This window comes from Sinomonas atrocyanea (genome assembly GCF_030812675.1).
Taxonomy (GTDB): Bacteria; Actinomycetota; Actinomycetes; order Actinomycetales; family Micrococcaceae; genus Sinomonas; species Sinomonas atrocyanea_B.
Map to the genome: position 1 here is coordinate 293,499 of NZ_JAUSTE010000002.1, position 26,586 is coordinate 320,084.

The following is a 26,586-nucleotide window of genomic DNA, read 5'->3' on the forward strand; positions in this document are numbered from 1 at the left end:
AGACTTCCGTGAGCTTTGACATCAACGCCGCCGGCTGGAGCGAGGACACGCAGGCGGTACGGGGCGGACTCCTGCGCACCGAGTTCCAGGAGACCTCCGAGGCGCTCTTCCTCACCTCCGGGTTCGTCTACCCCTCCGCCGAGGCCGCCGAGCGGGCCTTCACCGGCGAGGAGGAGCGGTTCGTCTACTCGCGCTACGGCAACCCCTCGGTCGCGACCTTCCAGGAGCGGCTCCGGCTGCTCGAGGGCACCGAGGCGTGCTTCGCGACCGCGTCCGGGATGTCCGCCGTGTTCACCGCACTGGCGGCCCTGCTGGGAGCCGGGGACCGGGTCGTTGCGGCGCGCAGCCTGTTCGGCTCGTGCTTCGTGATCCTGAATGAGATCCTCCCCCGCTGGGGCGTCGAGACAGTGTTCGTGGACGGCCCCGACCTGGACCAGTGGCGCGAGGCGCTCTCCCGGCCCACGACGGCGGTGTTCTTCGAGTCCCCGTCCAACCCGATGCAGGAGCTCGTGGACATCCAGACGGTCGCGGACCTCGCGCACGCCGCGGGCGCCAAGGTCGTCGTCGACAACGTCTTCGCCACCCCCCTGCTCCAGCGCAGCCTGGACTTCGGCGCGGACGTGGTCGTGTACTCCGGCACCAAGCACATCGACGGCCAGGGCCGCGTGCTCGGCGGCGCCGTGCTGGGCACCAAGGAGTTCATCGACGGGCCGGTGAAGAACCTCATGCGGCACACCGGCCCGGCACTCTCCGCCTTCAACGCCTGGGTGCTCGCCAAGGGCCTCGAGACGATGGGCCTGCGGGTGCGGCACTCGTCCGCGAGCGCCCTCGCCATCGCCGAATGGCTCGAGGCACGTGAGGAGATCCGCTGGGTCAAGTACCCGCATCTGGCCTCGCATCCCCAGTACGCGCTGGCCAAGAAGCAGATGAGCGCGGGCGGGACCGTCATCACCTTCGAGCTCGACGCCCCCGAGGGCCGGGGCAAGGAGGCGGCGTTCCGGCTGCTCAACGGCCTGCAGGTCATCGACATCTCCAACAACCTCGGCGACTCCAAGTCGCTCATCACCCACCCGGCCACCACCACCCACCGCGCCATGGGCGCCGACGGCCGGGCGGCCATCGGGCTCGGCGACGGCGTGCTGCGGCTCTCGGTGGGGCTCGAGGACGTCGGCGACCTGATCGGGGACCTCGAGCGCGCGCTCACCCACGGCGGCTGAGCGGCATGCGGCACTTCGAGATCACCATCACCACGCGCCTCTCCCCCCGCGAGGCGTGGGCGCGGGTGCTCGACCTGCGGGGCCACGACCGGTTCATCCCGTTCACCCGCATCACGCAGGGCCTCGCCACCGCCAACGAGCTGCACCCGGGGCACCTGTTCACCGCGCGGACCGCGGTGGGCCCGGTGGGCTTCGACGACGTCATGACGGTCGAATCGATCACCCCGCCCACCGGCTCGGCGCCCGGCAAGGCCCGGATCGTCAAGGGCGGCCCCCTCGTGCTCGGAGCGGTCGACCTCACCATCTCCGCGCACGACGGCGGGTCGACCGTGCGCTGGTCGCAGGACGTGGGCGTGGCTCGCCTCGGGCGTGCAGGGAGCTGGGCGGCCGCCGCGGTCGCGCCGCTGCTCTACCGTCCCCTGCTCAAGCGCCTCCTGCGCCACGGCGGCTGAGCGGAGCCGGACCTCCTGCCGCCGTGCCGGAGAATGGGCCCATGGACGCTCGTGGCAGGGACCTCAGAGTGCCGCCGCAGCCCGGCGCGCGGCACGGGGTGGTCATCCCCGCCGCGGAACTCGTGGAGCGGTTCAGCCGCTCCAGCGGCCCTGGCGGGCAGGGCGTCAACACGACCGACAGCCGGGTGGAACTCCTCTTCGACCCCGGCGCGAGCGCGGCGTTCTCCGACGCCCAGCGCGAGCGCGTCATCGCGCGGCTGGAGGGCCGGCTCGCGGGGGGCCGGCTCAGCATCGTCGCCTCCGGCGAGCGCTCCCAGCTGCGCAACCGCGAGGCCGCCCGCGCCAGGCTGGTCGCGCTGCTCTCCGAGGCGCTCCTGCCGCCGGGGCCCGTCCGCCGGGCCACCCGGCCCACGAGAGGCTCGCAGATCCGCCGCCTGGAATCCAAGAAGCGCCGCGGTGAGACCAAGGCCGCCCGGCGCCGCCTCCCGCCGCCGTAGCGCCCGCACCCCTTGACAGTGATCCAGGCCACGCCTAGCGTGAAAAAGGGGGTATATCCTATAGGAAACAGGAGGCTATCGTGGCCGAAGCTGTCCACGGCGCCATCGGCAGAAAGCGCTGGACGCGCTTGATCCCCGTGGCGATCATCGTCTACATCATCTCGTTCATGGATCGGACCAACATCGGGTTCGCCCTGAACGGACTCCAGAAGGACCTCGGAATCGACGCCGCCCAACAGGGTCTCGCGGCGGGGATCTTCTTCATCGGCTACCTGACGCTCCAGATCCCGGGCGGCCATCTGGCCGAGCGCTGGAGCGCCAAGAAGTTCGTCGGCATCATGATCCTCGTCTGGGGGGTCCTGGCGGTCCTCGGCGGCTTCATCCAGAACTTCGGGGAGCTGCTGGTTGTCCGCTTCTTCCTCGGGGTCGCGGAGGCCGGCATCTGGCCAGCGATCCTGGTCCTCATCAGCCACTGGTTCCCCGCGGCCGAACGCGCCCGCGCCTACGCCTTCTGGATGATGAACATCGCGATCGCCTCGATCATCACCGCCCCCCTGTCCGGATGGATCCTCTCCTTCTCGGACTGGCGCTGGCTGTTCATCATCGAGGGCATCTTCCCGTTCGTGATCGCGGCGCCCATCTGGTGGCTGATGATCGCCGACCGCCCGCGCGACGCCAAGTGGTGCTCGCCCGAGGAACGCGCCTACATCGAAGAGGGCCTGGCGGCGGACGAGGCCGCCGCGCCGAAGCTCGAGCACGTGAGCATCAGGCACGTCTTCGCCAACAGCGCCGTCTGGCGCCTGACCATCGTCTACTTCCTGATCCAGATCGGCTTCTACGGCCTGAACATCTGGCTCCCGAAGGTCGTCAAGACGATCACCTCCGGTTCCTCGATCGAGGTCGGGTTCGTGACCGCCATCCCGTATGTGCTGGCCATGTTCGCGCTGTGGTACAACGCCAAGGCGGCGGACCGCTCCGGCCGCTACTCGACGCATGTGCTGCTGTCCATGGCGGTCGGCGCCGTGGCCCTGGTCATCTCCGTGGCCACCGGCAGTGCCATGCCGATCCTCGCGGTGACGTTCATCAGCATCGCGATGGCGGGGGCCCTGGCATACGATGGCCCGTTCTGGGCCTCGGCCTCGCGTGCCATGCCGGTGGTCGTGGCGGGCAGCGCCATGGGCCTGATCAACGCCGTGGGCAACCTGGGCGGGTTCGTGGGCCCCTACGTGGGCGGCTTCCTGCAGGACGTCACCCACGGGAGCTTCATGGCCACCTCGGTGTTCCTGGCCGCCTGCCTGCTCGCCGCGGGACTCGTGATGCTCACCCTGCGCAAGGGCGGCGACCGCCCGACGGCGGAGGCCACACCGCGCGCCGACGTCTCGCCAACCGAACGGCGGGGCTGAGCAGCCCCGGAGGACTGGAGGACACCCGCGCCCCCGCAGGGCCCGTCACCGACGGGAGCTGCGGGGGCGTCCGCGTGCGCAGCATGACCGCAGACTTGACGCGGGTCACGTGGTGTCAAATATCCTATAGGAAAGAGGTTCGGCACTCCTGCCGCCTCAGATGACTCAATGTCGAGGAGAAGCACATGACCCGGCTGTGGAATGATCCGGCCTCCTTCGCCGATGACATGGTGGACGGCTTCGTGCGCGCGAACACCCGCTGGGTGCGCCGGGTGACGGGCGGCGTCTCACGCTCCACCCGGTCGGCTGAGCCGGAGGTCGCGCTCGTGATCGGCGGCGGCTCCGGCCACTACCCGGCGTTCGGCGGCCTCGTGGGCCCTGGCCTCGCCCACGGCGCCGCGATGGGCAACCTCTTCGCGTCCCCGTCCGCGCACCAGGTCGAGGGCGTGATCCGGGCGAGCGAGCAGGGGCGCGGCGCGCTCCTGAGCTTCGGCAACTACGCCGGCGACGTGCTGCACTTCGGCGCCGCTCAGGAGGCCGTGCGGGCCGACGGCATCGACTGCCGCACCGTCACGGTCACCGATGACATCTTCAGCGCCCCGCCGGCCGAGGCCGAGCGCCGCCGCGGGATCGCCGGCGACCTCACCGTCTTCAAGGCCGCCGGGGCGGCGGCGGCGCAGGGCTACGGAATCGACGACGTCGAACGCGTGGCCATCACCGCGAACGCCCGCACGCGCTCCATGGGCGTGGCCTTCACCGGCTGCACCCTCCCGGGCGCCGAGGAGCCGCTGTTCACGGTGCCCGAGGGCAAGATGGCCGTGGGCCTGGGCATCCACGGCGAGCCCGGGATCGACATCACGGACATCCCGAGCGCCGACGGCCTCGCCGAGCTCTTCATCCGGCACCTCCTGGACCCCGCCGAGATCCCCGACGGCGCCGCCGTCCGCGGCGGCCGCGTGGTTCCCATCCTCAACGGCCTCGGCTCCGTGAAGAACGAGGAGCTGTACGTGGTGTACGCGCGCATCGCAGACCTCCTCGAGGAAGCCGGGCTGACGGTCGTGGACCCGCAGGTCGGCGAGTTCTGCACGAGCTTCGACATGGCCGGCGCCTCGCTCACCCTGTTCTGGGTCGACGACGAGCTCGAGCGGCTCTGGCTCGCCCCCGCGGACACCCCCGCGTTCCGCACCGGCTCGATGGACACCTCCGCGCTCGAGCCCGTCGCCGCGGCCGGCGAGGACGAGGCGGAGGCCGAGCTGCCGCCGTCGTCCGAGGAATCCCGCCGGGCCGCGCGGCTCATCAGCGAGGCTCTCGATGCCGTGCGGGAGCTGATCACGGAGCAGGCCGCGGAGCTTGGCCGCATCGACGCCATCGCAGGCGACGGCGACCACGGCATCGGCATGCAGCGTGGCACGGTCGCCGCCGCGGAGGCCGCCGCCGCCCTGGCCGAGCAGGGCGCGGGCGCCGAGAGCCTCCTGGCGCGCTGCGGCGACGCCTGGTCGGACCGCGCCGGCGGCACGTCCGGGGCGCTGTGGGGCCTGATCCTCAAGACCGTCGGCTCCCACCTCGGCGACACCGAACCGGCGACCGCGCCCGCCGTCGCCGCCGGGATCGCCGCGGCCCGGGACGCGGTCATGGAGTACGGGAAGGCGAAGGTGGGCGACAAGACGATGGTCGACGCGCTCGTGCCCTTCGCCGACACGCTCTCCGCGCGGGTGGAGGCCGGCGAGGGCCTCGCCGCGGCCTGGCAGCGCGCGGCCGCCGCAGCGGCCCAGGCCGCGGAGGCGACGGCGGACCTCATGCCCGGGATGGGCCGGGCCCGCTCGCACGGCGCCAAGTCGCTCGGCGCGCCGGACCCGGGGGCGGTCTCCCTGGCCCTCATCGCCGAACGCGTCCACACGGTCCTCGCGGCCCGCTGACCCGGCCGCAGACCCCCAACCACCACACACCCAGAACCACGACGAAGGAGCACGCATGCCCGCATGGCGCATCGTGGTCGGCTCGGATGACGCCGGCTTCGACTACAAGGAAGTCATCAAGAAGGACCTCGAGGACAACGGCCTCGTCGTCTCCGTGGCCGATGTGGGGGTGGACGCCGACGGGCACACCAACTACCCCACCATCGCCACGACCGCAGCCGAGATGGTGGCTAGGGGCGAGGCCGACCGCGCGATCCTCGTGTGCGGCACCGGCCTCGGCGTGGCGGTCGCCGCGAACAAGGTCAAGGGCATCCGGGCAGTGACGGCGCACGACAGCTTCTCGGTGGAGCGCAGCGTGCTGTCCAACAACGCCCAGGTGCTGTGCATGGGCCAGCGCGTGATCGGCATCGAGCAGGCGCGCAGGAACGTGCGCGAGTGGCTCACGTACGTCTTCGACGAAACGAGCGCCTCCAACGACAAGGTCCGCGAGATCTGCAGCTACGAAGGGCTGTGAGCGTGACGGCGTTTCCGCCCGTCCTCCTCGGCACGAGCACCAAGATGTACTTCACCCATGAGCGCACGCTCGCGTGGTGCCGCTCGGTCGCGGAGATCGCGCGCCGGCACCCGGCGACGGTGGGCGGTCGCGCGGGACTGTTCGTGGTCCCCGGCTACCTCTCGGTCGCGGGGGCCCTGTCGGCGCTCGGCGGCGCCGCGATGGTCGGCGCGCAGGACCTCGCGACCGAGGACTTCGGCCCGTACACGGGAGAGGTCAGCGGCGCCCAGCTCGCCGAGCTGGGCTGTTCCCTCGTGGAGGTCGGCCACGCCGAGCGGAGACGCCTGTTCGGCGAGGACGACGCCGTGGTCCGTGCCAAGACCGCCGCGGCGCTGCGCAACGGGCTCGTCCCGCTCGTGTGCGTGGGCGAGGCCCACCGCCTCGACCCGGAGGCGGCCGCCCAGGAATGCATCCGGCAGCTCGACGACGCCCTGGCCTCGGCCGGGGCGTCCGGCCTGTCCGGCCGGATCATTGCCGCCTACGAGCCGCAGTGGGCCATCGGCGCGCCCCAGCCGGCGGACCCGGAGTACATCAGGGCCGTGTGCGCTCCCCTGCGCGACCACGTCCGCGGGCTGCCCGCGCACGGGGGCTCGGCGGTCATCTACGGCGGCAGCGCCGGCCCCGGCCTCCTCACCCAGATCGCGGACTCGGCGGACGGGCTGTTCCTCGGCCGGTTCGCCCACGATCCCGCGGCGGTGGAGGCCATCCTCGACGAGGTGCTCGCCCTCCTCGGCACAGGTGTCACTGGTACTATCAGGGGCGCAGGAGGAGCCCATGACTGAGACCGTCTACCCCCTCGCCGGGGCCGCAGCCCTCGAGCGTCGGGGGCTGCGCGACCGCGTCTACGACCTCGTCCTGGACATGCTCATGACGGCGGACCTCGCCCCGGGCACCCGGCTCTCCATCGACGCGATCGCCCGGGACCTCAAGGTCTCCCCCACCCCCGTCCGGGAGGCGCTCGTGCAGCTCGAGCGCACCGGGCTCGTGACCCGGGAAGCGCTCAAGGGCTACCGTGTCGCCCCGCCGCTGGCCGAGGAGCACCTCGAGGCGCTCTTCGACGCCCGGCTGGTGCTCGAGGGCGGCGCGACGGAGCTCGCGGCCCGCCACGCGGAGGCGCTCGTGCCCCGCCTCGAGCAGGCGCTCGCCGAGCACATCGAGATCTCGCACCTCGTGGACCAGACAGTGGACGAGGGCGAGAAGCTTTCCGTGGGCCTCATCCGCGACTATTTCGCGGTCGACTGGAACTTCCACCACCTCATCTTCGAGGGCACGCAGAACCCGTTCCTGATCGACATGTCCGAGGCGATCTCGACCCGCGTCCACCGCATGCGCCAGACCGTCAAGTCCGGTGTGAGCGACGCGGACGAGGCCGTGATCGAGCACGGGGCCATCCTCGATGCCTTCCGCTCCGGGGAGCCGGGCGCCGCGACGCGCGCCATGCGGGACCACATCGAGCGCGTCCGCGAGCGGGCGCGGCGGGACGTCGCCTCCAGCTGACACCCCAGGACGCACGACGTCGGCCGGTCACCTCCGCGAGGTGACCGGCCGACGTCGTACTCCCGTGCGGGCTCCCAGCCCGGCGGCCGACGCCGGCGCCCCCGGTCCTCCGCAGAGGACCGGGGGCGCCGTGTGCCAGTAGGGATCAGTGGACCGGGGTGAACTCCTCGGCCTCGAGCAGCTCGTCCGACTTCGCGCCCTTGAAGAACTTGGTCGCGAAGACCATCGCCGCGGCGAGGAAGGCGAAGACGCCCAGGGACACCACGCCCCACTCGCCGCTCTTGGTGGGCATCGCGTCGTTGAACGCGGTCCGCATGAGCGGGGCCACGAAGCCGCCGAGGTTGCCCAGGGAGTTGATGAGGCCGATGCCGGCCGCGGCCGCGGCTCCCGTGAGGAAGGCGGTGGGGTAGGCCCAGGTGATCGGGCCGACCGTCAGGAAGCTGGCCACGGCGAGGGTGATGAACACGATGCCGAGCAGCGGCTGGCTGTTCGCTCCGGCCCAGGCGGACCCGAGGATGAACACGCCGGTGCCGATGTAGAGCAGGCTGCCCCAGTTGCGCCGGCGGGCCACGGTGTGGGCGGCCTTGCCGAGGAAGTAGCACGCGAACAGGCCCACGAGCCACGGGATGGCGGAGACGAGGCCCACCTCCCAGCCGACCTTCTTGCCGAGCAGGCCAGCGACCTCCTGCGGGAGGTAGAACGTGGTGCCGTAGACGGCGATCTGGAGGGCGAAGTAGATGACCGTGAAGTACCAGACTTTCCAGTTCGCCATGGCGCGCCAGATGCCGCTGGGGCCGTCCTCGGTGCGGGCACGGTCCTCGACCGCCATCGCGTTCGAGAGGGCAAGCTTCTCCTCGTCGGAGAGGAACGTGGCCTTCGCCGGGCTGTTCGTGAGGAGGAACAGGGCCGCGATGCCCGCGATGACGGCGAGCACGCCCTCGGCGAAGAACATGACCTGCCAGCCGCGGGCGAAGCCCAGGGAGTCGCCGAAGCTGATCAGCCCGCCGGAGAGCGGCGCCCCGATCATCTGGGAGAACGGCTGGGCGAGGTAGAAGATCGCGAACATCTGCACGCGGACCTTGTTCGGGAACCACTCGGACAGGAACATGATCACGCCGGGGAAGAGGCCCGCCTCGGTGACGCCCAGGAGGAAGCGCAGCACGTTGAACATGACGTCGTCGGTCGTGAAGGCGAACGCGGCCGCGACGATGCCCCAGGTGATGGAGATGCGGGCGAGCCAGAACCTGGCGCCGAAGCGCTTCAGGAGCAGGTTGCTGGGGACCTCGAAGAGGGCGTACCCGATGAAGAAGATGCCGGCACCGAGGGCGAACGCGGCGTCGCCGACGCCGCGGTCCGCCTTCAGCGCGGCCTGGGCGAAGCCCACGTTGGTCCGGTCGAGGAAGGCAACGAAATAGAGGATCACCAGCATCGGCATCAGGTGCCGTGCGGCCTTCGAGATGGCGGATTTCAGCGCAATGTCATGCGCCGAGGGCGCGGCCGTCCGCGGAGCGGGCAGGGTCACGTCAGCTCTCCTTTGAGATGAACCCGTGGGGTGTCGGTGATGGAACGGAAAAAGGGTGGTGCTCAGCGGCCCTGCAGGAGCGTGACGACGCCGACGGCGACGAACACGACCCCGATGGCCAGGAACGCGAGGCGGGACTTCGACCAGGGGCCGAGGAGGGATTTCACGAGGGGTGCTCCGTCTCAGTGCATGTAGAGGCCGCCGTCGACGTTCAGGGTCTGGCCCGTCACGAAGCCGGCATCCTCGCTGATGAGGTAGGCGATGGCCGCGGCGATGTCCCGCGGGGTGCCGATGCGCGGCAGCACGCCGTCGGCCGCCATCTTCTCCTTGCGCTCGTCCGTGAGCGTGCCGCCCATGATGTCCGTGTCGATCGGCCCGGGCGAGATCGCGTTGGCGGTGATGCCCTGCTGGCCGAGCTCGCGGGCGATGCTGCGGGTGAACCCGATGACGCCCGCCTTGGCCGCGGAGTACACGGTCTTGCTGTAGGTCCCGCCGCCGCGCTGGGCGGAGACCGAGGACAGGCTGACCACGCGGCCCACGCCGTGCTTGACCATGGACTCGACGGCGCGGCGGGTGGCGTAGTGGACGCCGTTCATGTTGATGCCCATGACGCGGTTCCACTCGTCCGCCGTGACCTCGAGGTACGGCACCGGCGAGGAGACGCCGGCGAGGTTCACGAGCGCCACGATCTGGGGCAGCTGCCCCTCGAGCTCGTCGAACGCGGCGCGGACCTGCGCCTCGACCGAGACGTCGGCGCCGGCGCCCGCGGCCTGGACGCCGTGCTCGAGCGCGATCTCCTCGGCCACGCGCTTGGCGGCCTCGGCCTCGACGTCGATGATGCCGATGTTCCAGCCGCGCTCGGCGAGGTAGTGGGCGGACGCGCGGCCGATGCCGCGCGGGGAGGCCGCGCCGGTCAGGATGACGGTGCGGGAAGCGGGGAAGTCAGTCATGCGGTTCTCCTGGTCCTCAGTGGGCAGCCGCGGCGGGCGCGGACTGGATGGGGGCGGGGCCGAGCTCGTCCATGAGCTTCTTGATGGCCACGTAGGCCTTGTTGCGGTAGGCGACCAGCTCCGGGGTGCGGTCCGCGGGGACGTCGAGGTAGCCGGCGCCGGACTTGGTGCCGAACTTGCCGGCGTCCACGAGCTCCTTGAGGGACTCCGGCGTGGCGAACCTCTCGGGCCAGCGGGTCTGCAGCGACGCGTAGCAGAAGGCGTACACGTCAAGGCCCGCCATGTCCGCGATCGCGAACGGCCCGAAGACGGGCAGGCGGAACCCGAACGTGGTGCGCACGATCGTGTCGATGTCCTCGGGGGTCGCGATGCCCTCCTCGACGATCTGCGTGGCCTCGTGGAACAGCGCGTACTGGAGCCGGTTGAGCACGAACCCGGTCGCGTCCTTCACCCGCGCCGTCTCCTTGCCGGTGGAGGCCACGAGCTCCTCCACGAGGGGGATGACGGCCTCGTCGGTCCCGGCGTGCGGGATGAGCTCGACTCCGGGGATGAACGGGGCGGGGTTGGAGAAGTGCACGCCGAGGAAGCGCTCGGGGTTCGTGACGGCCTCAGCGAGCGAGGCGATGAGGATTGTCGAGGTGTTGGAGCCGATGACGGCGTCCGGCCGGGCGGCCGCGCTGATGCGGCGGAGGGTCTCGTGCTTGATCTCGATCTTCTCGGGCACGGCCTCCTCGATGAAGTCGGCGTCGGCCACCGCCTCCTCGATGGACGGGGCTGGCGAGAGGTGCGCCTCGAGGCGCGCGACGGCGTCCTCCGGGAAGAGCCCGTCCGCCACGAACTGGGCTGCCTCGGCGAGGAGCCGCTCGTAGTTCTTGGTGGCGATCTCCTCGGAGATGTCGGCGATCTTCACGGTGGCGCCGGCGAGCGCGAGGACCTGGGCGATCCCGCCGCCCATGTAGCCGGAGCCGACGACGGCAACGGTGATGTCAGGCATGGTTCCTCCTAGCCCTTGGGGAGCAGAGTGCGGATGTACTTCTGGTTCGTGGCGCAGACGCCGAGGCTGTCGCCGCCGTACTGCTCGGTGAGGATGATCCCGTCGAAGCCGAGGGCGATGGCGTCGCGGAACACCTCGCGGTAGTTGATGAGGCCCGTCTCCATGGTCGAGGGGACCGAGGTGGCCCAGCTGCCGTCCGCGGCCTCGTCCCGCGTGTAGTTCTTCACGTGCCAGTAGTTGGCGTACGGGAGGGTCTTGTCGAAGAGGTAGCGCCAGTCCTCGACGGGCCGGTGGAGCCGGATGAGGTTGGCGACATCGGGGTTGAGGCCCACGTTGTCCAGGCCCACCTCCTCGATGAAGCGCACGGCGCTGTCCGCCGTGCCGATGTAGGTGTCCTCGTACATCTCGAGGGACATGCGCAGGCCGAGGTCCGCGGCGTGCTTGCCGAGCTCGCGGATGCGGCCGACGGCGGTGTCCCACACCTCGCTGTCGTCGGGGTCCTTGGGGCCCTCGGCGGTCCAGAACCACAGGGCCTTGCGCTGGGCCTCGCTGAAGGGCTGGTGGAGGCCGGTCGAGAAGACCTGCATGCCCCACTCGGCCGCCGCCTCGATGGTCCGGTGGGCGTAGGCGAGGTTGCGCTCCTCGTGGCCGGGCATGATCACGCTCTGGCGCTGGAGGTGGACCGACGGGATGCCGACCCCGTGGGACTTGGCGATGGCGAGGAACTCGTCCCGGCGCGCGGGCTCTAGGTCGGCGGGGCGGACGTGGCTGTCCGCGAGTTCGGCAAGGGTGAAGCCGACGTCGGCGATCTGGGCGAACATGTCGTCCCAGACCTCGGGCGATGCATCGTGCATCGCCACTCCCGTGCGGCGGTCCACCGCCTGGAAACCGTGGAGGCAGGTCGCGATCGGCCATGACTCTGCCGTGAACGCTGGTTGGTTCGACATGGTGCTCCGTTGCAGCTGGTGGGTGAAGAACGCCGCCGTGAGGCAGCTCACGAAAAAGATCCTATAGGAAATATGCTTGCTGTCAACGGGCCGGGAACCCTGAGGACTCACGTGCGCGGCCTCGGGAGCCAGGTGCGCACGGCGGGACGCCGAGACAGGACGGACGAGGTCCCTCAACGGGGCACAGGTGACTCGCCACCGCTGCGGAGGCGGCTCCTCAACGGGACATGGGTGGCTCCTGGCCGGCTAGGGGACGTCCCACCCGCCGTCGCGCTGCTGCGTCGCCTCGACGGCGGCGTGCACGACGGCGGCCAGCCCCTCGCCGTCGGACGCGGCCTCGCGCTGGGCGCGCTCCCCCGAGCCGCGGGCGAGCACGCCGCGGACGGCCCGCTCGGCCCCGGCGAGCTCGCCGGCCTCGCGGAGCACGGGCCCCACGTGCTCGAGCAGCGCGGCGAGCGCGTCCTCGGCCGGGACTGGCCGGCCGGTGCGCGGGTCCACGAGGTCGCCGTTGAGCCCGGAGCGGCTGGCGCGCCAGGCCGCCAGTCGCAGTACGGCGCACGGGCTGCCGAGCGGCGGCCGGCCCTCGGTGGCCTCGCGGGCGGCGGTCTCGACGAGGCCGCGGACGAGGACCGCGACGAGGGCCGAGTCGGCGGCGTTGAGGCAGACGTCGGAGGCGCGCACCTCCACGGTCGGGTGGCGGCGCGAGAGGCGGGCATCGAAGTACACCATGCCCTCGTCGAGGATGCCTCCAGTGCCCACCATGGACGCCACGAGCCGGTCGTAGGCCTCCGCCGAGCCGAAGGGCTCCTGCGGGCCGGAGGTGGGCCAGCGGTTCCACACCTGGGTGCGGAAGCTCGCGTAGCCGGTGTTCGCCCCGTGCCAGAACGGCGAGTTCGCGCTCAGCGCCGCGAGCAGGGGCAGCCACTCGCGGATCCGGTCGAGGATGCCCACGCCCTCCTCGGCGGAGGAGATGGAGACGTGCACGTGCAGCCCACAGGTGAGCTGCTCGAGGGCGGTCAGGCGGTACTCCTCGGCCATGGCCGCGAACCGCTCCCCCTCGCTCAGGTGGGTCGCGGAGCTCAGCGGCGAGGTCCCGAGGGCCGCGATGCGGGCGCCGACCTGCCGCGCCGCCCGGTCCAGGGCGCGCCGGCCATGGTAGAGCTGGCCGAGCAGCTCCTCGTGCGTGGTGCAGGGCTCCGTCTGGACCTCGACCTGTTCGAGCTTGAACTCGCGCTCCACGTCCCGCGGACGGCCCATGACCGCCAGCACCCGGTCCACGAGCGGCTGGGGCGCGCCCGTCTCCGGGTCCACGATCAGCAGCTCCTCTTCCGCCCCAAAGCTCCGCATACCGGCCATTCTGCCAACCCGCGCCGCCCCGGGGACATCCCCGGCGGCCCGCTCCCCCGGTCGGAGCAGCGCCCGGCCCTACGCTGGGGGCATGGATGCCCGCACCTGGTCCCTCGTGTTCGACCTCCTCGGGGTGTTCTTCTTTGCCGTGTCGGGCTCCCTCCTGGCCGTGCAGAAGAACTTCGACATCGTCGGCTCGCTGCTGCTCGGGTCCCTCACCGGGCTCGGCGGCGGCGTGATCCGCGACCTCGTGCTGGGCCGCTTCCCGAACTCGTTCGCCGAGCCCGTCTACCTCGCCCCGCCCGTGCTGGCGGCGGCGGTGGTCTACTTCCTCATGCCTGCGGTGCAGAAGGCGCGCCGGACGCTCCTGACGTTCGACGCCGCCGGGCTGGCGCTGTTCTGCATCACCGGCACGGTGACGGCCCTGAACTACCGGGTGAACCCGGTCTCGGCTGCGCTGCTGGGGACGGTGACCGCGATCGGCGGGGGCCTGATGCGGGACACCGTGGCGAACGTCCGGCCCGGGCTCTTCGACCGGCATGACCTCTACGCCATCCCGGCCATGGTGGGCGCCGGCGCGGTGGCCGGCCTGTGGGCGCTCGGGCTGTACTCGACGGCCGCGGGCATGGTGGTGGCAGTGGTCGTCTTCGGCTTCCGCATCCTCGCGCTGCGGCTGCGCTGGCGCGTCCCGCTCGCGGCCTCCAGCCGGCACCGCAGCGCCGGGGAGGCCCCCGCGCGCGAGTGAGCGGCACCGCCGTCGGCCGCGCTCCACGGCGCGTCCTGCGCGGGGGCGCACACGCGGTTCTGCGCGGTGGCCCTTGACGCGCTCCCCACCTGAGGGAGTTGGCTAGGACCATGACGCAGACACGAACCCTCGGCACCGCCTCCCCCCTGACCGTCTCCTCGCTGGGCCTCGGCTGCATGGGCATGTCCGAGTTCTACGGGACCCCTGACGAGGCCGCGGGCCTCGCGACCATCCACCGGGCGCTCGAGCTGGGCATCACGCTCCTGGACACCGCGGACATGTACGGGCCGTTCACCAACGAACTGCTCGTGGGCCGGGCGATCGCCGGGCGACGCGACGAGGTCCAGCTGGCCACGAAGTTCGGGAACGTCCGCGGCCCGAACGGCGAGCGCCTCGGCATCAGCGGCACGCCGGAGTACGTCCGCCAGGCCTGCGACGCGTCCCTGCAGCGCCTGGGCGTGGACCACATCGACCTCTACTACCAGCACCGCGTGGACCCCAACGTGCCGATCGAGGACACCGTCGGCGCGATGGCCGAGCTCGTCCAGGCGGGCAAGGTCCGCCACCTCGGGCTCTCCGAGGCCTCCGCGGCGACGATCCGGCGCGCGCACGCCGTCCACCCCATCACGGCCCTCCAGACCGAGTACTCCCTGTTCACCCGCGACCTCGAGGACGAGATCCTGCCCACCATCCGGGAGCTCGGGATCGGCCTCGTCCCCTACTCCCCCCTCGGCCGCGGAATCCTCACCGGCCAGATCACCGCCGAAACCCTCGCGAAGGAGGGCGACTCCCGCAACAGCCGCTACTTCCCGCGCTTCCAGGGCGAAGCGCTCGAGGCCAACCTCAGGCTCGTGGACAAGGTCAGGGAGATCGCCGCAGCGAAGGGCGTCACGGCCGGGCAGATCGCCCTGGCCTGGGTCCTCGCCCAGGGCGACGACGTCGTCCCGATCCCGGGCACCAAGCGCGTGGAGTACCTCGAGGAGAACGCCGCCGCCCGGGACGTGCAGCTGAGCCGGGAGGACCTCGAGGCGCTCGAGCGCGCGGTGCCGCGGGACGCCGTCGTCGGCTCCCGCTACGGGGACATGAGCAGCATCGACACCACCCGCTGACCGGCGCACGACGGCGGGCCCGCACCTTCTCGGTGCGGGCCCGCCGGTGGTTCCGGCTCGGCTCAGCCGTTGTCCCCGGCCGGGGTCGAGCTCGCGGTGTAGCCCTCGAGCTTGAGGGCCGCCTGGGCGTACTTCTGGGTGAACGTGTCCGAGACCTTGATCTTGGAGGTGTCCACGCCGATGGTCTTCTCCTCCTCGAAGATCGTCGTGGGCCCGCCGGCGGGCATGATGCCGTCCGGCAGGAACTGCGCCTTGTCCTGGTCCAGTGCCTTGACGTACTGGTCCTTGGAGATCGTGGCGTTCTGGACGTAGGACTGCGGCAGCTTGTCCGCGATGTCCGCCGCCGAGTGCGTGCTGATCCAGTGCATCGTGTCCACGAGCGCGTCGACGACCTTCTGGGCGGCGTCCTCGTGGGACTTCACCCAGTCGGCCTGGGCCAGCAGACCGGCCGAGGGGAGGGTGCCGCCGAGCGCGGCCTTCGCGCCGTCCGCCGTGGCCAGGTCGATCGCGGGGACTGCGAGGTTCTTCGACTCCAGCGCCCCGACGGTGGGCTGCGTGGTCATGACGCAGTCCGCCGAGCCTCGCTGGATCGCCGCGATGGCGGTGGCGCCGGCGCCCACGGCGATGGTGTGGTAGTCGTTCTTCGACAGGCCCGCCTTGGACGCGATGAACTGGGTGAGCTCGTCGGTGCCGGAGCCGAGGTCCGTCACGCCCACGGTCTTGCCCTTGAGGTCCGCCCCTGTGTGGACGTTGGCCTTGGGGCTGCACATGATGCGCTCGCCGGGGGCCCCGGAGAGCTGGACGAGGTTGATGACGTTCTTGCCCTTGGACTGGAAGTCGACCGTGTGGATGTACCAGGCGCCGGCCATGTCGACCTGGCCCGAGGCCATCGCGTCCTCGGCGCCGACGCCGCCCTGCTGCTCCGTGGAGAGCTCCACCTTGACGCCGTACTTCTGGTAGTAGCCCAGCTGCTGGGCGAGTTGGTACGGGAGGTAGATCTGCTTGTCGATGCCGCCGACCATGAGCTTGACGGTCGGCATGTTCGCGGTGTCGGCGCTGGAGCCGCCGCTCGCGGTGCTCCCGCTCGAGGCGGTGGTGCCGCCGCAGGCGGACAGGCTCAGCGCCACGGCTCCGGCGGCGGCTGCGGCGTAGATGCTGCGCTTCATCTTCATTGTTTTACGCATCCTCTGGTGTTATTCCTGCTGGAATTTCCGGGTGAAAAGGGAAGAAATACTAGATGGCCTGCGCCTCGGAGCGGTTCGGCGGCCGCCATTTGAGGAGGGACTTCTCCAGGAGGCTGATCAGGAATTCTGCGCCGAGGGTGATGACGGCGATGATCACCATGCAGGCAAAGACCGTATTCGGGTCGAAAGTGCCCTGGGCCTGGCTGATGATCAGCCCGACGCCCTGCTGGGCTCCGAGCACCTCGGCGACGAGCGCGCCGATGATCGCGAAGCCGAAGGCCGTGTGGAGGCTGGCGATGATCCACGTCATCGCGGACGGGATGGTGACGTGGAGGGCCACCTGGAAGGGGGACGCGCCGAGGACCCGCACATTGGCGATGAGGTTCTGGTCCACCTCGCGGACGCCCTGGAACGCGTTGAAGAACACCACGAAGAACACGAGCACCGCTGCGAGGAGGATCTTCGGGAAGACTCCGAGGCCGAACGCCACGATGAAGATCGAGCCGAGCACGATCCTGGGGATCGAGTTCACGATCCGGATGTAGGGACCGATCACGGCGGAGAGGTACTTGTTCGAGCCCAGCAGGATCCCGAGGACCACGCCCACCAGGGTGCCGAGCAGGAACCCGAGGAAGGCCTCCTGGACCGTGACCCACAGGTTCTCCCAGATGGTGCCGAAGGCGGTGCCCTCGGTGAACAGCTTCACGAGGCTGTTCCAGATCTCCGACGGCTGGCCGAAGAAGAACTTGTCCACCCAGCCCTCCTCGGTGAACCACTGCCAGCCTCCGACTACGGCCACGGCGAGGGCCACCCGGCCCGTCCAGATCAGCGTCCTGCGGCGGCGGAAGGACTTCCGTGCGGCGGCCTGGAGCTCGGCTCCCTGGTCTTCGCGCGCCCCGGAGGCACGCACCTTCTCCTGCGTCATGGCCGTCATGCTCCAACCCCTGCTGTGCGCGCGTAGGCCCGCGTGACCTCATCCTTGAGCGAGTCCCAGATGTGCCCCTGGAGCTCGAGGAACCGCTCCTCGTGGCGGATCTCCTGGACGTTCCCGCGCGGCCTGGGCAGGTCGATGTCGAAGACGTCCTTCACCGATCCGGGGCTGCTGGTCATGATGACCACCCGGTCGGAGAGCGCCACGGCCTCGTCGAGGTCGTGGGTGATGAACAGGACCGAGGGCCGCAGCTCCTCCCACAGCTTGAGGAGCTCGTTCTGCATGATGGCCTTGGTCTGCACGTCGAGCGCCCCGAAGGGCTCGTCCATGAGCAGGATGCGCGGGTTGTTGATCAGCGCCGCCGCCATGGCCACGCGTTTGCGCATGCCGCCCGAGAGCTGGTGCGGGTAGCGGTCCTCGAATCCGGCCAGGCCCACCCGCCGCAGCCAGTCGCGGGCGAGCTCGGTGGCCTCCCGCTTGGGGGTGCCGAGGAGGACCGGGCCCATCATGACGTTGGCCAGGACGCTCTTCCACGGGAACAGGGCGTCCGCCTGGAACATGTAGCTCACGCCGTCGGTGACGCCCTCGACGCGCCGTCCGCCCACCCGCACCGACCCTTCGCTGGGGCGCTCGAGCCCCGAGACCTGGGCCAGGGTGGTCGACTTCCCGCAGCCGGTGGGGCCCACAATCGAGCAGAACTGCCCCGGCTCGACCGAGACCGTGACGTCCCGGATGGCGGTGAACGTCTCCCCCTTGGGGGTGAGGTAGCGCTTGGTCAGCCCGGAGATCTCGATCCCCGCATCCTCGGCACCGATGGCCGGCGGCCGGATGGGATGAATTACTCCCATGGTCAAAAGACCTCTCTGTCTCTGCATGCCTGCCGTAATTTGCAGGGACGCCTTTGTCTGGTGGATCCTTAATCCATGCCCCGTGAAATGGATCACATCGGCTGCTCCGAGAGTAGGAAAGCGCCGTGTCCCGCAGCCAGCCTTGCGGGGCTTGCGAGGGTTATCAGCATTAATTCAGGTTTCGAGCCTTTTGCTCATTCGGGGCAGGGCGTGCCGCGGTGAAGCGCGCGCGGGACTGGTGGGCGGGCCGTCCGCTGGCCTCGCAGATCCTCGTGTGGACCCTGGGCCTGCTCGTCGTCACGGCGGCGCTCGGGGGCCTGGTGGCCGGGCAGATTGTCGGCCAGATCCTCGATGACCAGTTCCGGCTCCGGGCACTCGGCGTCGCGGAGTCCGTGGCCCAGATGCCCGAGGTCGCCGCCGATGTGGCCGCCGGCGATCCCGGCCACCAGATCCAGGTCCTCGCCGAACAGGTGCGGACCCGGGCCAAGACCGATTATGTGGTGGTCACCGACAGGGAGGGGATCCGCTTCTCGCACCCCACGCCCTCGCTCATCGGGAAGCGGCTCGAGGAGCCCGTCGCGGTGCTCGACGGCCAGACGCATGTGGGCACCGATCACGGGAGCCTCGGGGACTCGGCGAACGCGAAGGCCCCGATCCTCGACGCGTCCGGGAGGGTGATCGGGCAGGTGTCCGTCGGCATCCTGGAAACGGCGGTGAGCACCGAGTTCGTCCAGGACGCCGGCACGATCGCCGCCTACTGGGCACTCATCCTGGTCCTCGGCGGCGCGGGCTCGTTCCTGCTCGCGCGGACCATCAAGCGGGCCACCTTCGGCCTCGAGCCGGCGGAGATCGCCTCGCTCCTCCAGGACCGCGAGGCGCTCCTCCACGGCATCCGCGAGGGCATGGTGGGCCTCGACGACGCTGGCCGGGTCACGGTGATCAACAACGAGGCCCGCCGGCTCCTGCACCTCGGGGACACCGCCCTGAGCCGGCCGGTCGAGGAGCTCATCCCGCCCGGCCGGCTCCGCGACGTCCTCACCGGCGACGCCCCGGGCACTGACCAGACGGTGATCACCGACGATGCCCTCCTCGTGGCCAACCGGATGCCCGTGAGCGTGGGCGGCCGGAGCGTCGGCGCCGTTGTGACGCTGCGCGATCGCACGGAGGTCGAGGCGCTCGTCCGCGACCTGCGTTCGCTCGAGGGGCTCATGGAAGCCCTCCGCGCCCAGGAGCACGAGTACGCCAACCGCCTGCACACCGTGGGCGGCCTCCTGGACCTCGGCGAGCCCGCGCAGGCCCGCACGTTCATCTCCGGGATCGCCGATTCGTCCCGGTCCCTCGGGGAGGGCCTGCGGGCGCGGATCGAGCCGCCCGAACTCGCGGCACTCATCCACGCCAAGATCACCATCGCCGCCGAGCAGGATGTGCACCTGGCCGTCTCCGAGGACTCGCGCCTGCGCGAGCCCGGCCTCGGGACGCAGGACCTCCTCACGATCGTGGGGAACCTCCTCGACAACGCGGTCGACGCCGTCTCCGGGCTGCCGGGGCCGCGGGAGGTCACGCTCACGCTCGACGACTCGTCCGGGGTTTTCGTCTCGGTGACCGACAGCGGCCCGGGGGTGCCCGCCGAGGCGGTGGACGACGTCGTGCGCGACGGGTACACGACCAAGCCCGGGAAGGCCGGGAAGCTGGACCTGCGGCGCGGGATCGGGCTGGCGCTCGTGGCGCGGATCGTGCGGCGCGCCGGTGGCACGATGGACGTGTTCGCCGGACCGGGCGGAAGGTTCGAGGTCTGGATTCCGAGGGGCGAGGGCAAGGAGGCGCGACCGTGATCAGGGTGCTCGTGGTCGACGACGACTTCCGCGTGGCGCGGCTCCACGCCGCCCAGGTGGCCCGCGTGCCCGGGTACGAGTGCGTCGGCGAGGCGCACACGGCCTCGGAGGCGCGCGCGGCGATCGTCCGCGACCGGCCCGACCTCGTGCTGCTCGATGTGTACCTGCCGGACGAGGACGGCATCGCCCTGCTGACCTCCCTGCGCGAGGCGGGGCACGACGTGGACGTCATCATCATCACCGCCGCGCGGGACATCGCGACGGTGCGCGCCGCGATGCGCGGCGGCGCGGTGCACTACCTCGTCAAGCCGTTCGGGTTCGAGCAGCTCGCGGGCCAGCTCGGGGCATATCGGCGGTGGCGGGCCGACGCGGAGTCCCGGGGCCGGACGGGCATCACGGGCCAGAATGACGTCGACGCGCTCTTCGCCTCCCAGCGCGCCGCGGCGACGGCGGCCGCCCCCGGGCCCGGTTCCGCGCGGCGCCTGCCGCCGACCATGCAGAAGGTGTTCGACGCCGTCCTGGCCGCCGACCGCCCGCTCGGCGCCCAAGACGTCTCGGACCTCATCGGGATCTCGCGGCCCACGGCCCAGCGGTACCTGAGCGAGCTCGAGCGGAAGGGCCGTCTCACGCTGCACCTCGAGTACGGGGCCACGGGCCGGCCGGTGAACACGTATGTCCCGGGCGCGGGCTGAGGCGGGTCAGGCGGCGCCGTCGACGTTGCGCCGGCGGCCGGCGAGGTAGCCGAACACCGAGGCGCCGACGCCGATGACCAGGAAGGACCAGCCGGCGAGGGAGAAGCTGCCCGTGGCCTGGTGGATCTGGGCCACAAGGAGCGTGCCGAGCGAGCCGACCCCGTAGCCGACGCCCTGCATCATGCCCGAGAGGTTCACCGCGGTGTGCCCGTGCCGGGTGCGGAGCATGATCATCGTCAGCGCGGCGGCGGTGAGGGCGCCCTGGCCGAGGCCCAGGAGCGCGATCCAGAGCCAGATGAGCTGGAGCGGGCCGAGGACGCTGAGGGCGAACCCGACCGAGGTCATCACGGCGAGCGTGACGTTGAGGGCGCGCTGGTCCCAGAGCCGCGCGGCGAGGCTCGGGGCGAAGAGGGAGCCGAGCATCTGCAGCACGATCGAGGCCGAGACCATGAGCCCGGCGGTGGCGCCGTCGATCCCGCGCTCGCGCAGGATCGGGGACAGCCACGCGAACACGCTGAAGGAGGTCATGGCCTGGAAGAGCATGTAGAGGGTCACGTGCCACGCGACCGGCGAGCGCCACACGCCGGGCCCGCTGGCGGAGGCATGTCCGGCCGGGACGGGGCGGTGGCGGGCGCGCAGTGCCACGGGTGCGAACAGGACGGCGACGGCCAGGGCCGGGAACGCCCAGAACAGCAGGGCCGAGCTCCAGGACCCCGTGGCCTGGAAGAGCGGGTACGTGAATCCCGCGCCCAGCGCCGCCGAGGCGACGATCGCCGCGGTGTAGAGGCCGCCCATGAGTCCGAGCCGGTGCGGGAAGTCCTGCTTGACCTCGCTCGGCAGGATCACGTTGCAGAGGGCGATCGCGGCCCCGCACAGCGCGGTGCCGAGGATGAGCCCCGGCAGGTGCCCGGCCGGCCCCCACTCGGACGGCCGCACGAGGAGCCCTGCGGTCAGCACGGCCATGGCCCCGAGGAGCACGCGCTTGGAGCCGAACCTGCGGGAGAGCACGGGCGCGAGGGGGGCGAAGACGCCCAGCAGGGTCACGGGGGCCGTGGTGAGCAGGGAGATGCCCCACTCTGGCACCGATCCGCTGGCCCGGACCTCCGTGAGCACGGCCCCGAAGCTGGAGAACGCGGTCCGCAGGTTCAGGCCGATGAGCACGAGGCACAGCCCCAGGAACGCGAGCCGGGCAGGGCTGGGCCGCGCGGCCCCCTGCGGGAGTGCCTCGGGTGCATCGGTCGCTCGTGCCATGGGTCAGAGCGTAGCGGTCGGACCACAGCGGTTTCGACTCCGCCCGACCAGCGAGACGCACCGGCGCTCTAGGCTGGAGCCATGAGGATCGCCGTGGTGGGTGGAACGGGGACGGCCGGCGCGCGGGTGGCCGCCCTGGCCGACGAGCAGGGCCACGACGTGGTGGTGCTGACCCGCAGCGCCGGGGTCAACCTCGTCACGGGCGAGGGCCTCGTCGACGCGCTCGACGGCGTCGACGTGGCCATCGATGCCTCGAGCCCTGCACCGCCGGATGAGAGCATGAGCCGCTTCGACGCCGTCGTGCGCTCGGGCCGCAACCTCGCGGACGCGTCCGTCGAGGCCGAGGTGCGGCGCCTCGTCCTGCTCTCCATCGCGAACATCGAGAAGCCGGAGTTCGACGCGTTCAGCTACTACGTGGCCAAGCGCGACCAGGAGGACGCCGCGCGGGACAGCGGGCTCGAGGTCTCCGTGGTCCGGTCGGCCCAGTGGTTCGAGTTCGCGGAGCGCTCGAGCGCCGTGGACTACGCCGAGGACCGCGTCACGGTCCAGGACTGGTACGTCCAGCCGATCGCGGTCACCTCCGTGGCCGAGGTCCTGGTCCGCGAGGCCACGCGCAGGAAGGCCCGGGACGCGACGGTCGCCGGCCCGGAGGCCGTGCGGCTGCCCGAGCTCGTGCGCCGGCTGCTGCGCGCCCAGCACGACCCGCGCCCGGTGGTCACGGTGGACGCCCCGCTGCCCGCGTTCGCGAGCGGCGCGCTCCTGGCCCCCGCCGGCGCCGAGATCCTCGGCCCCGGGGTGGGCGCGTGGATCGCCGACCGGACCCGGGCCGGCGCGCAGCCGGGCGCGGCCGAGTAACCTGCCGGCCCCCGCGATCGGTGGCACCAGCGCGCCGCTTCCGGATCCGCCCGGACCGGCCGCCCGAGCGAAAGGACCCCGCATGCCCGTGCCCGCCAGCCTCGAGGAGTTCGTGATCCGATGGGACGCGTTCCGCGCGGGCCTCGGATTCGAGGAGATCACGGACACCCTCGGCATCGAGCCGCACGCGTGCGACGGCGCATCCCTCGCCATGCGCATGCCGCTCGCCGCGCGCCTGCGGCAGGCGGGCGGGATGTTCGCGGCGACGGCGCTGTTCGGCGCGGCGGACGTCACCGGGACGTTCCTGGCCATGCAGGTCGTGGAACCGGGCCACTTCCCGCTGGCCGTGCAGTCCAACCTGAACTTCATCGACAACTCGCGGGTGGGGCCGGCGATCGCGACGGCGCGGATCGTGCGGGCGGGGCGCACGATCGTGGTGGCCTCGGTGGACGTGGCGGACGCCGGCGGGAAGGTCCTCGCCACCTCGACCTTCACCTACGTCCCCAAGCCGTCCGCCGGCCGGGGCCAGGACATCGGGGAGCGCCTGCTCGAGGGGGCCCCGACCGGCCAGGAGTAGCCGGACCCGGAACTGGCCGGATCCGCGCAGACAGTTGAGGTGGCCGCGCGCCACTGGTAGGCATGGGCCATGCGGTCCCCCACGGTGGAAGCGATCCAGCCGCCGTTCAGTGCGGTCATCTTCGACCTCGACGGCGTGGTCACGGACACCGCCGCCGTGCACGAGGCCGCCTGGCGGGAGCTCTTCGACGCGGTCCTGCGCGACCCCCGCGTGGGCGCCGGCGCGGACACCGGCCCGTTCCGGCACGAGGACTACCTGGAGTACGTGGACGGGCGCCCGCGCGAGGAGGGAGTCACCGCCTTCCTGGGCGCCCGCGGGATCGCGCTGCCCGCCGGCAGCGGGCACGACGGGCCCGGGGCATGGACCGTCCACGGGCTGGGAGCCCGCAAGAACGAGCTCTTCGGCCGCCATCTGGCCGCGTCCGGGGTGAAGGTCTTCCCCGAGTCCGCCGGGCTCGTGGCCAGGCTGCGCGCCGGCCGCATCCCCGTGGCGCTCGCGACCTCGAGCCGGAACGCCCGCCCGGTGCTCGCGGCGGCGCACCTGCAGGACGCGTTCGACCTCGTCCTGGACGGGAACGAGGCGGCCGTGCTCGGCCTCCCCGGCAAGCCCGATCCCGCCCTCTTCCTCGAGGCCGCCCGGCGCCTCGGCGTGGATCCTGCCCGGGCCGTGGTGATCGAGGACGCCGAGGCCGGGGTCCGGGCCGGCCGCCGAGGCGGGTTCGGACTCGTGGTGGGGATCGACCGCGCAGGCCGCCGCGCCGAGCTCGAGGACGCGGGCGCCGACCTCGTACTCGGGGACGTGGGCGAGCTGGACCTGGGCCTCGTGCTCGCGGACCCGTGGACGCTCGTCTACGAGGGGTTCGACGCCGGCCACGAGGGCCACCGGGAGGCCCTGACCACGCTCGGGAACGGATACATCGGCGTGCGCGGGGCCGCGCCCGAGTCGATCCACGGCGGCACGGGATATCCCGGGACGTACCTGAGCGGGGTGTACAACCGGGTGGTGAACCTGGTCCAGGACCAGATGACCGAGGACGAGCATCTGGTCAACGCCCCGAACTGGCTCCCCGTGGACCTCCGGCTCGCCGGGGGCGAGTGGTGGTCGCGGGGCGGCCTCACGGTCCGACGCGAGCGCCGCGTGCTGGACCTCGGCGCCGCGGTGCTGCGCCGCGAGGTGGACCTCGAGGACGACGCCGGCCGGCGGCTCCGCGTGGAGCAGCGCCGGTTCGTCTCGATGGCGGAACAGCAGCTCATGGCCCTTGAGACCACCGTGACGGCCCACGGCTGGAGCGGGGAGGCGGAGCTGCGCAGCGGGGTGAACGTGGACGTGGCGAACGAGAACGTGCTCGAGGACGCCCTCCTGGCCCGCCGGCACCTGCGCGACGTGACCCCCGCCGGCGGCGACGCGGACGCGGAGGCCGCGGCCGGCGTCGTGATCGAGGCCGAGACGCTCCAGAGCGGGGTCCGCATCGCGGTCGCCCTGCGCCACACCGTGGACGGGCGGGTGCCCGCGGAGTCGACCGGGGGCCGCGTGGGCGGGCTGCACTACCGCGAGTTCACCCTCCGGCTCGCGGACGGGGTCCCGGTGCGGGTCGCGAAGACGTGCGCGTTCGCGACCTCGCGGGACCGTGCCATCTCGTCTCCCCGGACGGGGGCCGCCGCGGCGCTCGAGCGGTCGGCGGCCGGGTTCGACGAGCTCGCCGCCGCGCACACGGCGGTCTGGGAGCGCGTGCTGCGGCTGTTCACCGTCGGCGTCGAGGCCACCAAGGACGTCCAGCCCGTGGTGAACCTGCACGTGTTCCACCTGCTCCAGACCCTTTCCCCCTTCGTCACCGAGCTGGACGTGGGCGTGCCCGCCCGGGGGCTGCACGGGGAGGGGTACCGCGGGCACGTGTTCTGGGACGAGCTGTTCGTCCTGCCCCTGATCACCTCCCGGATCCCCGCCGTGGCCCGCTCCCTCATCGCCTACCGCTGGCGGCGGCTCCCGGCCGCGAGGCACGCGGCGGCCGAGGCCGGGCTCGAGGGCGCGCTCTTCCCCTGGCAGAGCGGCAGCGACGGGCGCGAGGAGACCCCCCGGTGGCTGTTCAACCGCCGCTCCGGGCACTGGATCCCGGACGTCTCGCGGCTGCAGCGGCACGTGGGGCTGGCGGTCGCGTTCAGCGCCTGGCAGTACTTCGAGGCGACCCAGGACCGCTTCTGGCTGCTGCGGCACGGCGCCGAGCTCGTGGTCGAGGTGACGAGGTTGTTCGCCTCGCTCGCGGAGCACGACGCCGCCGAGGACCGCTTCCACCTGCGCGGCGTCATGGGCCCGGACGAGTACCACACCGGCTACCCGGACCGGGACGCGCCCGGGCTCGACGACAACGCCTACACGAACGTCATGGCCGCCTGGACCTGCCAGCAGGCCTGCCGCATCCTCGAGGTCGTCGAGGGCCACGACCGCGAGGACCTCCTGGCCAGGCTCGCGATCGGCCCCGAGGAGGTGCGGAGGTGGGAGCGCCTGAGCCGGCGTCTGGCGGTGCCGTTCCACGACGACGGCATCATCAGCCAGTTCGCCGGCTACGGGGACCTGGCCGAGCTGGACTGGGACGCCTACCGGGAGAAGTACCACAACATCGAACGGCTCGACCTGATCCTCGAGGCCGAGGGGGACACCACCAACCGCTACCGCCTCGCCAAGCAGGCGGACACGCTCATGCTGCTCTACCTGCTCGGCGAGGAGGAGCTCCTCGCCGTACTGGCACGCCTGGGCTACACCGTGACCGTTGCCCAGCTGGAGCGGGCGGTGGACTGCTACCTCGCCCGCACCGCGCACGGCTCCACGCTCAGCCGCGTGGCGCACGCCTCGGTGCTGGCGGGCGTAGACCCCGAACGGGCGTGGGAGACGTTCCGCGAGGTCCTGGACGCCGACCTCGACGACACCCAGGGCGGGACGACCCAGACCGGCATCCATCTGGGCGCGATGGCCGGCTCGATCGACGTGGTGCAGCGCAGCTTCGCGGGCCTGCGCCTGACGGGCAACGCCCTCGTGTTCGCTCCGCGGCTGCCGCGCGAGGTGCGCTCGGTCTCATTCCGGGTGCGGTACCGGGACCAGCTCCTCGAGGTGCACCTCACCCACGCGGCGCTCGAGGTGGCCTCGGCCCCGGGCGACGCCGCGCCCGTCCGGCTCCGGGCGAACGCCGAGGAGGCACTCCTCCACCCGGGCACCTCCCATCGCTTCTCCCTCGCACCTCTGGCCGAAGGCCCCGCCGACGCCTAGCATTCTGCT

At 71.7% G+C, this 26,586-nt stretch carries 24 protein-coding genes; 15 read left to right on the plus strand and 9 right to left on the minus strand.

The window, feature by feature from the left end:
- The first annotated feature begins 8 nt into the window (after positions 1–8).
- The 8 genes from J2W20_RS05155 to J2W20_RS05190 all read left to right on the plus strand — a co-directional run bounded on the left by J2W20_RS05155 (position 9) and on the right by J2W20_RS05190 (position 7,535).
- Positions 9–1,217 (plus strand): O-succinylhomoserine sulfhydrylase, encoded by a 1,209-nt coding sequence (locus J2W20_RS05155; RefSeq protein ID WP_307005184.1) that lies wholly within the window; start codon positions 9–11, stop codon positions 1,215–1,217.
- A 5-nt stretch (positions 1,218–1,222) separates the two neighbouring features.
- Positions 1,223–1,669, plus strand: a complete 447-nt coding sequence (locus J2W20_RS05160) for a hypothetical protein (RefSeq protein ID WP_307005186.1) — start codon at positions 1,223–1,225, stop codon at positions 1,667–1,669.
- Positions 1,670–1,710: 41 nt separating this feature from the next.
- Positions 1,711–2,166, plus strand: a complete 456-nt coding sequence (arfB, locus tag J2W20_RS05165; protein WP_307005187.1) for an alternative ribosome rescue aminoacyl-tRNA hydrolase ArfB — start codon at positions 1,711–1,713, stop codon at positions 2,164–2,166.
- Between the two features lie 80 nt (positions 2,167–2,246).
- A complete protein-coding gene (locus J2W20_RS05170; protein ID WP_307005188.1) occupies positions 2,247–3,569 on the plus strand; it encodes an MFS transporter in 1,323 nt (440 codons plus the stop codon).
- 185 nt (positions 3,570–3,754) lie between these two features.
- A complete protein-coding gene (locus J2W20_RS05175) occupies positions 3,755–5,485 on the plus strand; it encodes a dihydroxyacetone kinase family protein (RefSeq protein WP_307005189.1) in 1,731 nt (576 codons plus the stop codon).
- A 55-nt stretch (positions 5,486–5,540) separates the two neighbouring features.
- Complete coding sequence (locus J2W20_RS05180) at positions 5,541–5,999, plus strand: ribose-5-phosphate isomerase (RefSeq protein WP_307005191.1); 459 nt, start codon at positions 5,541–5,543, stop codon at positions 5,997–5,999.
- Between the two features lie 2 nt (positions 6,000–6,001).
- The gene (locus J2W20_RS05185) at positions 6,002–6,820 is read left to right on the plus strand and encodes a triose-phosphate isomerase family protein (protein WP_307005193.1); all 819 of its coding nucleotides are present in this window, start codon (positions 6,002–6,004) and stop codon (positions 6,818–6,820) included.
- A complete protein-coding gene (locus J2W20_RS05190) occupies positions 6,813–7,535 on the plus strand; it encodes a GntR family transcriptional regulator (RefSeq protein ID WP_307005194.1) in 723 nt (240 codons plus the stop codon). The genes J2W20_RS05185 and J2W20_RS05190 overlap by 8 nt, the downstream gene beginning before the upstream one ends.
- 145 nt (positions 7,536–7,680) lie before the next feature.
- Here J2W20_RS05190 and J2W20_RS05195 read toward each other — a convergent pair whose 3' ends face one another.
- From J2W20_RS05195 to J2W20_RS05215, 5 genes are all read right to left on the minus strand, one after another.
- Positions 7,681–9,057 (minus strand): MFS transporter, encoded by a 1,377-nt coding sequence (locus J2W20_RS05195; RefSeq protein ID WP_307005196.1) that lies wholly within the window; start codon positions 9,055–9,057, stop codon positions 7,681–7,683.
- A gap of 182 nt (positions 9,058–9,239) precedes the next feature.
- Positions 9,240–10,007 carry an SDR family NAD(P)-dependent oxidoreductase gene (locus tag J2W20_RS05200; RefSeq protein WP_307005197.1) on the minus strand — a complete coding sequence of 256 codons (768 nt, stop codon included), beginning with the start codon at positions 10,005–10,007 and terminating at the stop codon, positions 9,240–9,242.
- Positions 10,008–10,023: 16 nt separating this feature from the next.
- A complete protein-coding gene (locus tag J2W20_RS05205) occupies positions 10,024–11,001 on the minus strand; it encodes a 3-hydroxyacyl-CoA dehydrogenase family protein (protein ID WP_307005199.1) in 978 nt (325 codons plus the stop codon).
- An 8-nt stretch (positions 11,002–11,009) separates the two neighbouring features.
- A complete protein-coding gene (locus J2W20_RS05210) occupies positions 11,010–11,999 on the minus strand; it encodes a sugar phosphate isomerase/epimerase family protein (RefSeq protein ID WP_307005201.1) in 990 nt (329 codons plus the stop codon).
- Positions 12,000–12,194: 195 nt separating this feature from the next.
- A complete protein-coding gene (locus J2W20_RS05215) occupies positions 12,195–13,295 on the minus strand; it encodes a glutamate--cysteine ligase (protein ID WP_307005203.1) in 1,101 nt (366 codons plus the stop codon).
- Positions 13,296–13,386: 91 nt separating this feature from the next.
- Between J2W20_RS05215 and J2W20_RS05220 the strand changes: the two genes are divergently transcribed.
- Positions 13,387–14,040 (plus strand): trimeric intracellular cation channel family protein, encoded by a 654-nt coding sequence (locus J2W20_RS05220; protein ID WP_307005205.1) that lies wholly within the window; start codon positions 13,387–13,389, stop codon positions 14,038–14,040.
- 110 nt (positions 14,041–14,150) lie between these two features.
- Complete coding sequence (locus J2W20_RS05225; protein ID WP_307005207.1) at positions 14,151–15,149, plus strand: aldo/keto reductase; 999 nt, start codon at positions 14,151–14,153, stop codon at positions 15,147–15,149.
- Positions 15,150–15,211: 62 nt separating this feature from the next.
- Here J2W20_RS05225 and J2W20_RS05230 read toward each other — a convergent pair whose 3' ends face one another.
- The 3 genes from J2W20_RS05230 to J2W20_RS05240 all read right to left on the minus strand — a co-directional run bounded on the left by J2W20_RS05230 (position 15,212) and on the right by J2W20_RS05240 (position 18,112).
- A complete protein-coding gene (locus J2W20_RS05230) occupies positions 15,212–16,315 on the minus strand; it encodes an ABC transporter substrate-binding protein (RefSeq protein ID WP_307005209.1) in 1,104 nt (367 codons plus the stop codon).
- Positions 16,316–16,382: 67 nt separating this feature from the next.
- On the minus strand, positions 16,383–17,267 hold the full coding sequence (locus J2W20_RS05235) for an ABC transporter permease (RefSeq protein ID WP_307005211.1): 885 nt from the start codon (positions 17,265–17,267) through the stop codon (positions 16,383–16,385).
- Entirely contained in the window at positions 17,264–18,112 is an 849-nt protein-coding gene (locus J2W20_RS05240; RefSeq protein WP_307005213.1) for an ABC transporter ATP-binding protein, read from the minus strand. Before J2W20_RS05240 ends, J2W20_RS05235 begins: the two co-directional genes overlap by 4 nt.
- A gap of 218 nt (positions 18,113–18,330) precedes the next feature.
- Between J2W20_RS05240 and J2W20_RS05245 the strand changes: the two genes are divergently transcribed.
- The gene (locus J2W20_RS05245) at positions 18,331–19,944 is read left to right on the plus strand and encodes an ATP-binding protein (protein ID WP_307005215.1); all 1,614 of its coding nucleotides are present in this window, start codon (positions 18,331–18,333) and stop codon (positions 19,942–19,944) included.
- A complete protein-coding gene (locus tag J2W20_RS05250; protein ID WP_307005216.1) occupies positions 19,941–20,636 on the plus strand; it encodes a response regulator transcription factor in 696 nt (231 codons plus the stop codon). Before J2W20_RS05245 ends, J2W20_RS05250 begins: the two co-directional genes overlap by 4 nt.
- Positions 20,637–20,642: 6 nt before the next feature.
- On the opposite strand, the gene J2W20_RS05255 is transcribed toward J2W20_RS05250, so the two are convergent.
- Complete coding sequence (locus J2W20_RS05255; RefSeq protein WP_307005218.1) at positions 20,643–21,887, minus strand: MFS transporter; 1,245 nt, start codon at positions 21,885–21,887, stop codon at positions 20,643–20,645.
- Between the two features lie 81 nt (positions 21,888–21,968).
- On the opposite strand from J2W20_RS05255, the gene J2W20_RS05260 reads away from it, so the two are divergent.
- The 3 genes from J2W20_RS05260 to J2W20_RS05270 all read left to right on the plus strand — a co-directional run bounded on the left by J2W20_RS05260 (position 21,969) and on the right by J2W20_RS05270 (position 26,577).
- On the plus strand, positions 21,969–22,742 hold the full coding sequence (locus J2W20_RS05260; protein ID WP_307005220.1) for an SDR family oxidoreductase: 774 nt from the start codon (positions 21,969–21,971) through the stop codon (positions 22,740–22,742).
- 82 nt (positions 22,743–22,824) lie between these two features.
- Positions 22,825–23,319 carry a PaaI family thioesterase gene (locus J2W20_RS05265; protein WP_307005222.1) on the plus strand — a complete coding sequence of 165 codons (495 nt, stop codon included), beginning with the start codon at positions 22,825–22,827 and terminating at the stop codon, positions 23,317–23,319.
- A gap of 69 nt (positions 23,320–23,388) precedes the next feature.
- Positions 23,389–26,577: a beta-phosphoglucomutase family hydrolase gene (locus J2W20_RS05270; RefSeq protein WP_307005224.1), complete on the plus strand. Its 3,189-nt coding sequence runs from the start codon at positions 23,389–23,391 to the stop codon at positions 26,575–26,577.
- The last annotated feature ends 9 nt before the right edge of the window (positions 26,578–26,586 follow it).

Excerpts from the sequence above, each read along its gene's own strand:
- J2W20_RS05225 (WP_307005207.1), top strand. The coding sequence starts at position 14,151 with ATGACGCAGACACGAACCCTCGGCACCGCCTCCCCCCTGACCGTCTCC.
- arfB (WP_307005187.1), top strand. The coding sequence starts at position 1,711 with ATGGACGCTCGTGGCAGGGACCTCAGAGTGCCGCCGCAGCCCGGCGCG.
- J2W20_RS05215 (WP_307005203.1), bottom strand. The coding sequence starts at position 13,295 with ATGCGGAGCTTTGGGGCGGAAGAGGAGCTGCTGATCGTGGACCCGGAG.
- J2W20_RS05260 (WP_307005220.1), top strand. The coding sequence starts at position 21,969 with ATGAGGATCGCCGTGGTGGGTGGAACGGGGACGGCCGGCGCGCGGGTG.
- J2W20_RS05240 (WP_307005213.1), bottom strand. The coding sequence starts at position 18,112 with ATGGGAGTAATTCATCCCATCCGGCCGCCGGCCATCGGTGCCGAGGAT.
- J2W20_RS05235 (WP_307005211.1), bottom strand. The coding sequence starts at position 17,267 with ATGACGGCCATGACGCAGGAGAAGGTGCGTGCCTCCGGGGCGCGCGAA.
- J2W20_RS05190 (WP_307005194.1), top strand. The coding sequence starts at position 6,813 with ATGACTGAGACCGTCTACCCCCTCGCCGGGGCCGCAGCCCTCGAGCGT.
- J2W20_RS05175 (WP_307005189.1), top strand. The coding sequence starts at position 3,755 with ATGACCCGGCTGTGGAATGATCCGGCCTCCTTCGCCGATGACATGGTG.
- J2W20_RS05220 (WP_307005205.1), top strand. The coding sequence starts at position 13,387 with ATGGATGCCCGCACCTGGTCCCTCGTGTTCGACCTCCTCGGGGTGTTC.
- J2W20_RS05255 (WP_307005218.1), bottom strand. The coding sequence starts at position 21,887 with ATGGCACGAGCGACCGATGCACCCGAGGCACTCCCGCAGGGGGCCGCG.
- J2W20_RS05200 (WP_307005197.1), bottom strand. The coding sequence starts at position 10,007 with ATGACTGACTTCCCCGCTTCCCGCACCGTCATCCTGACCGGCGCGGCC.
- J2W20_RS05160 (WP_307005186.1), top strand. The coding sequence starts at position 1,223 with ATGCGGCACTTCGAGATCACCATCACCACGCGCCTCTCCCCCCGCGAG.
- J2W20_RS05270 (WP_307005224.1), top strand. The coding sequence starts at position 23,389 with ATGCGGTCCCCCACGGTGGAAGCGATCCAGCCGCCGTTCAGTGCGGTC.
- J2W20_RS05180 (WP_307005191.1), top strand. The coding sequence starts at position 5,541 with ATGCCCGCATGGCGCATCGTGGTCGGCTCGGATGACGCCGGCTTCGAC.
- J2W20_RS05230 (WP_307005209.1), bottom strand. The coding sequence starts at position 16,315 with ATGAAGCGCAGCATCTACGCCGCAGCCGCCGCCGGAGCCGTGGCGCTG.
- J2W20_RS05205 (WP_307005199.1), bottom strand. The coding sequence starts at position 11,001 with ATGCCTGACATCACCGTTGCCGTCGTCGGCTCCGGCTACATGGGCGGC.
- J2W20_RS05265 (WP_307005222.1), top strand. The coding sequence starts at position 22,825 with ATGCCCGTGCCCGCCAGCCTCGAGGAGTTCGTGATCCGATGGGACGCG.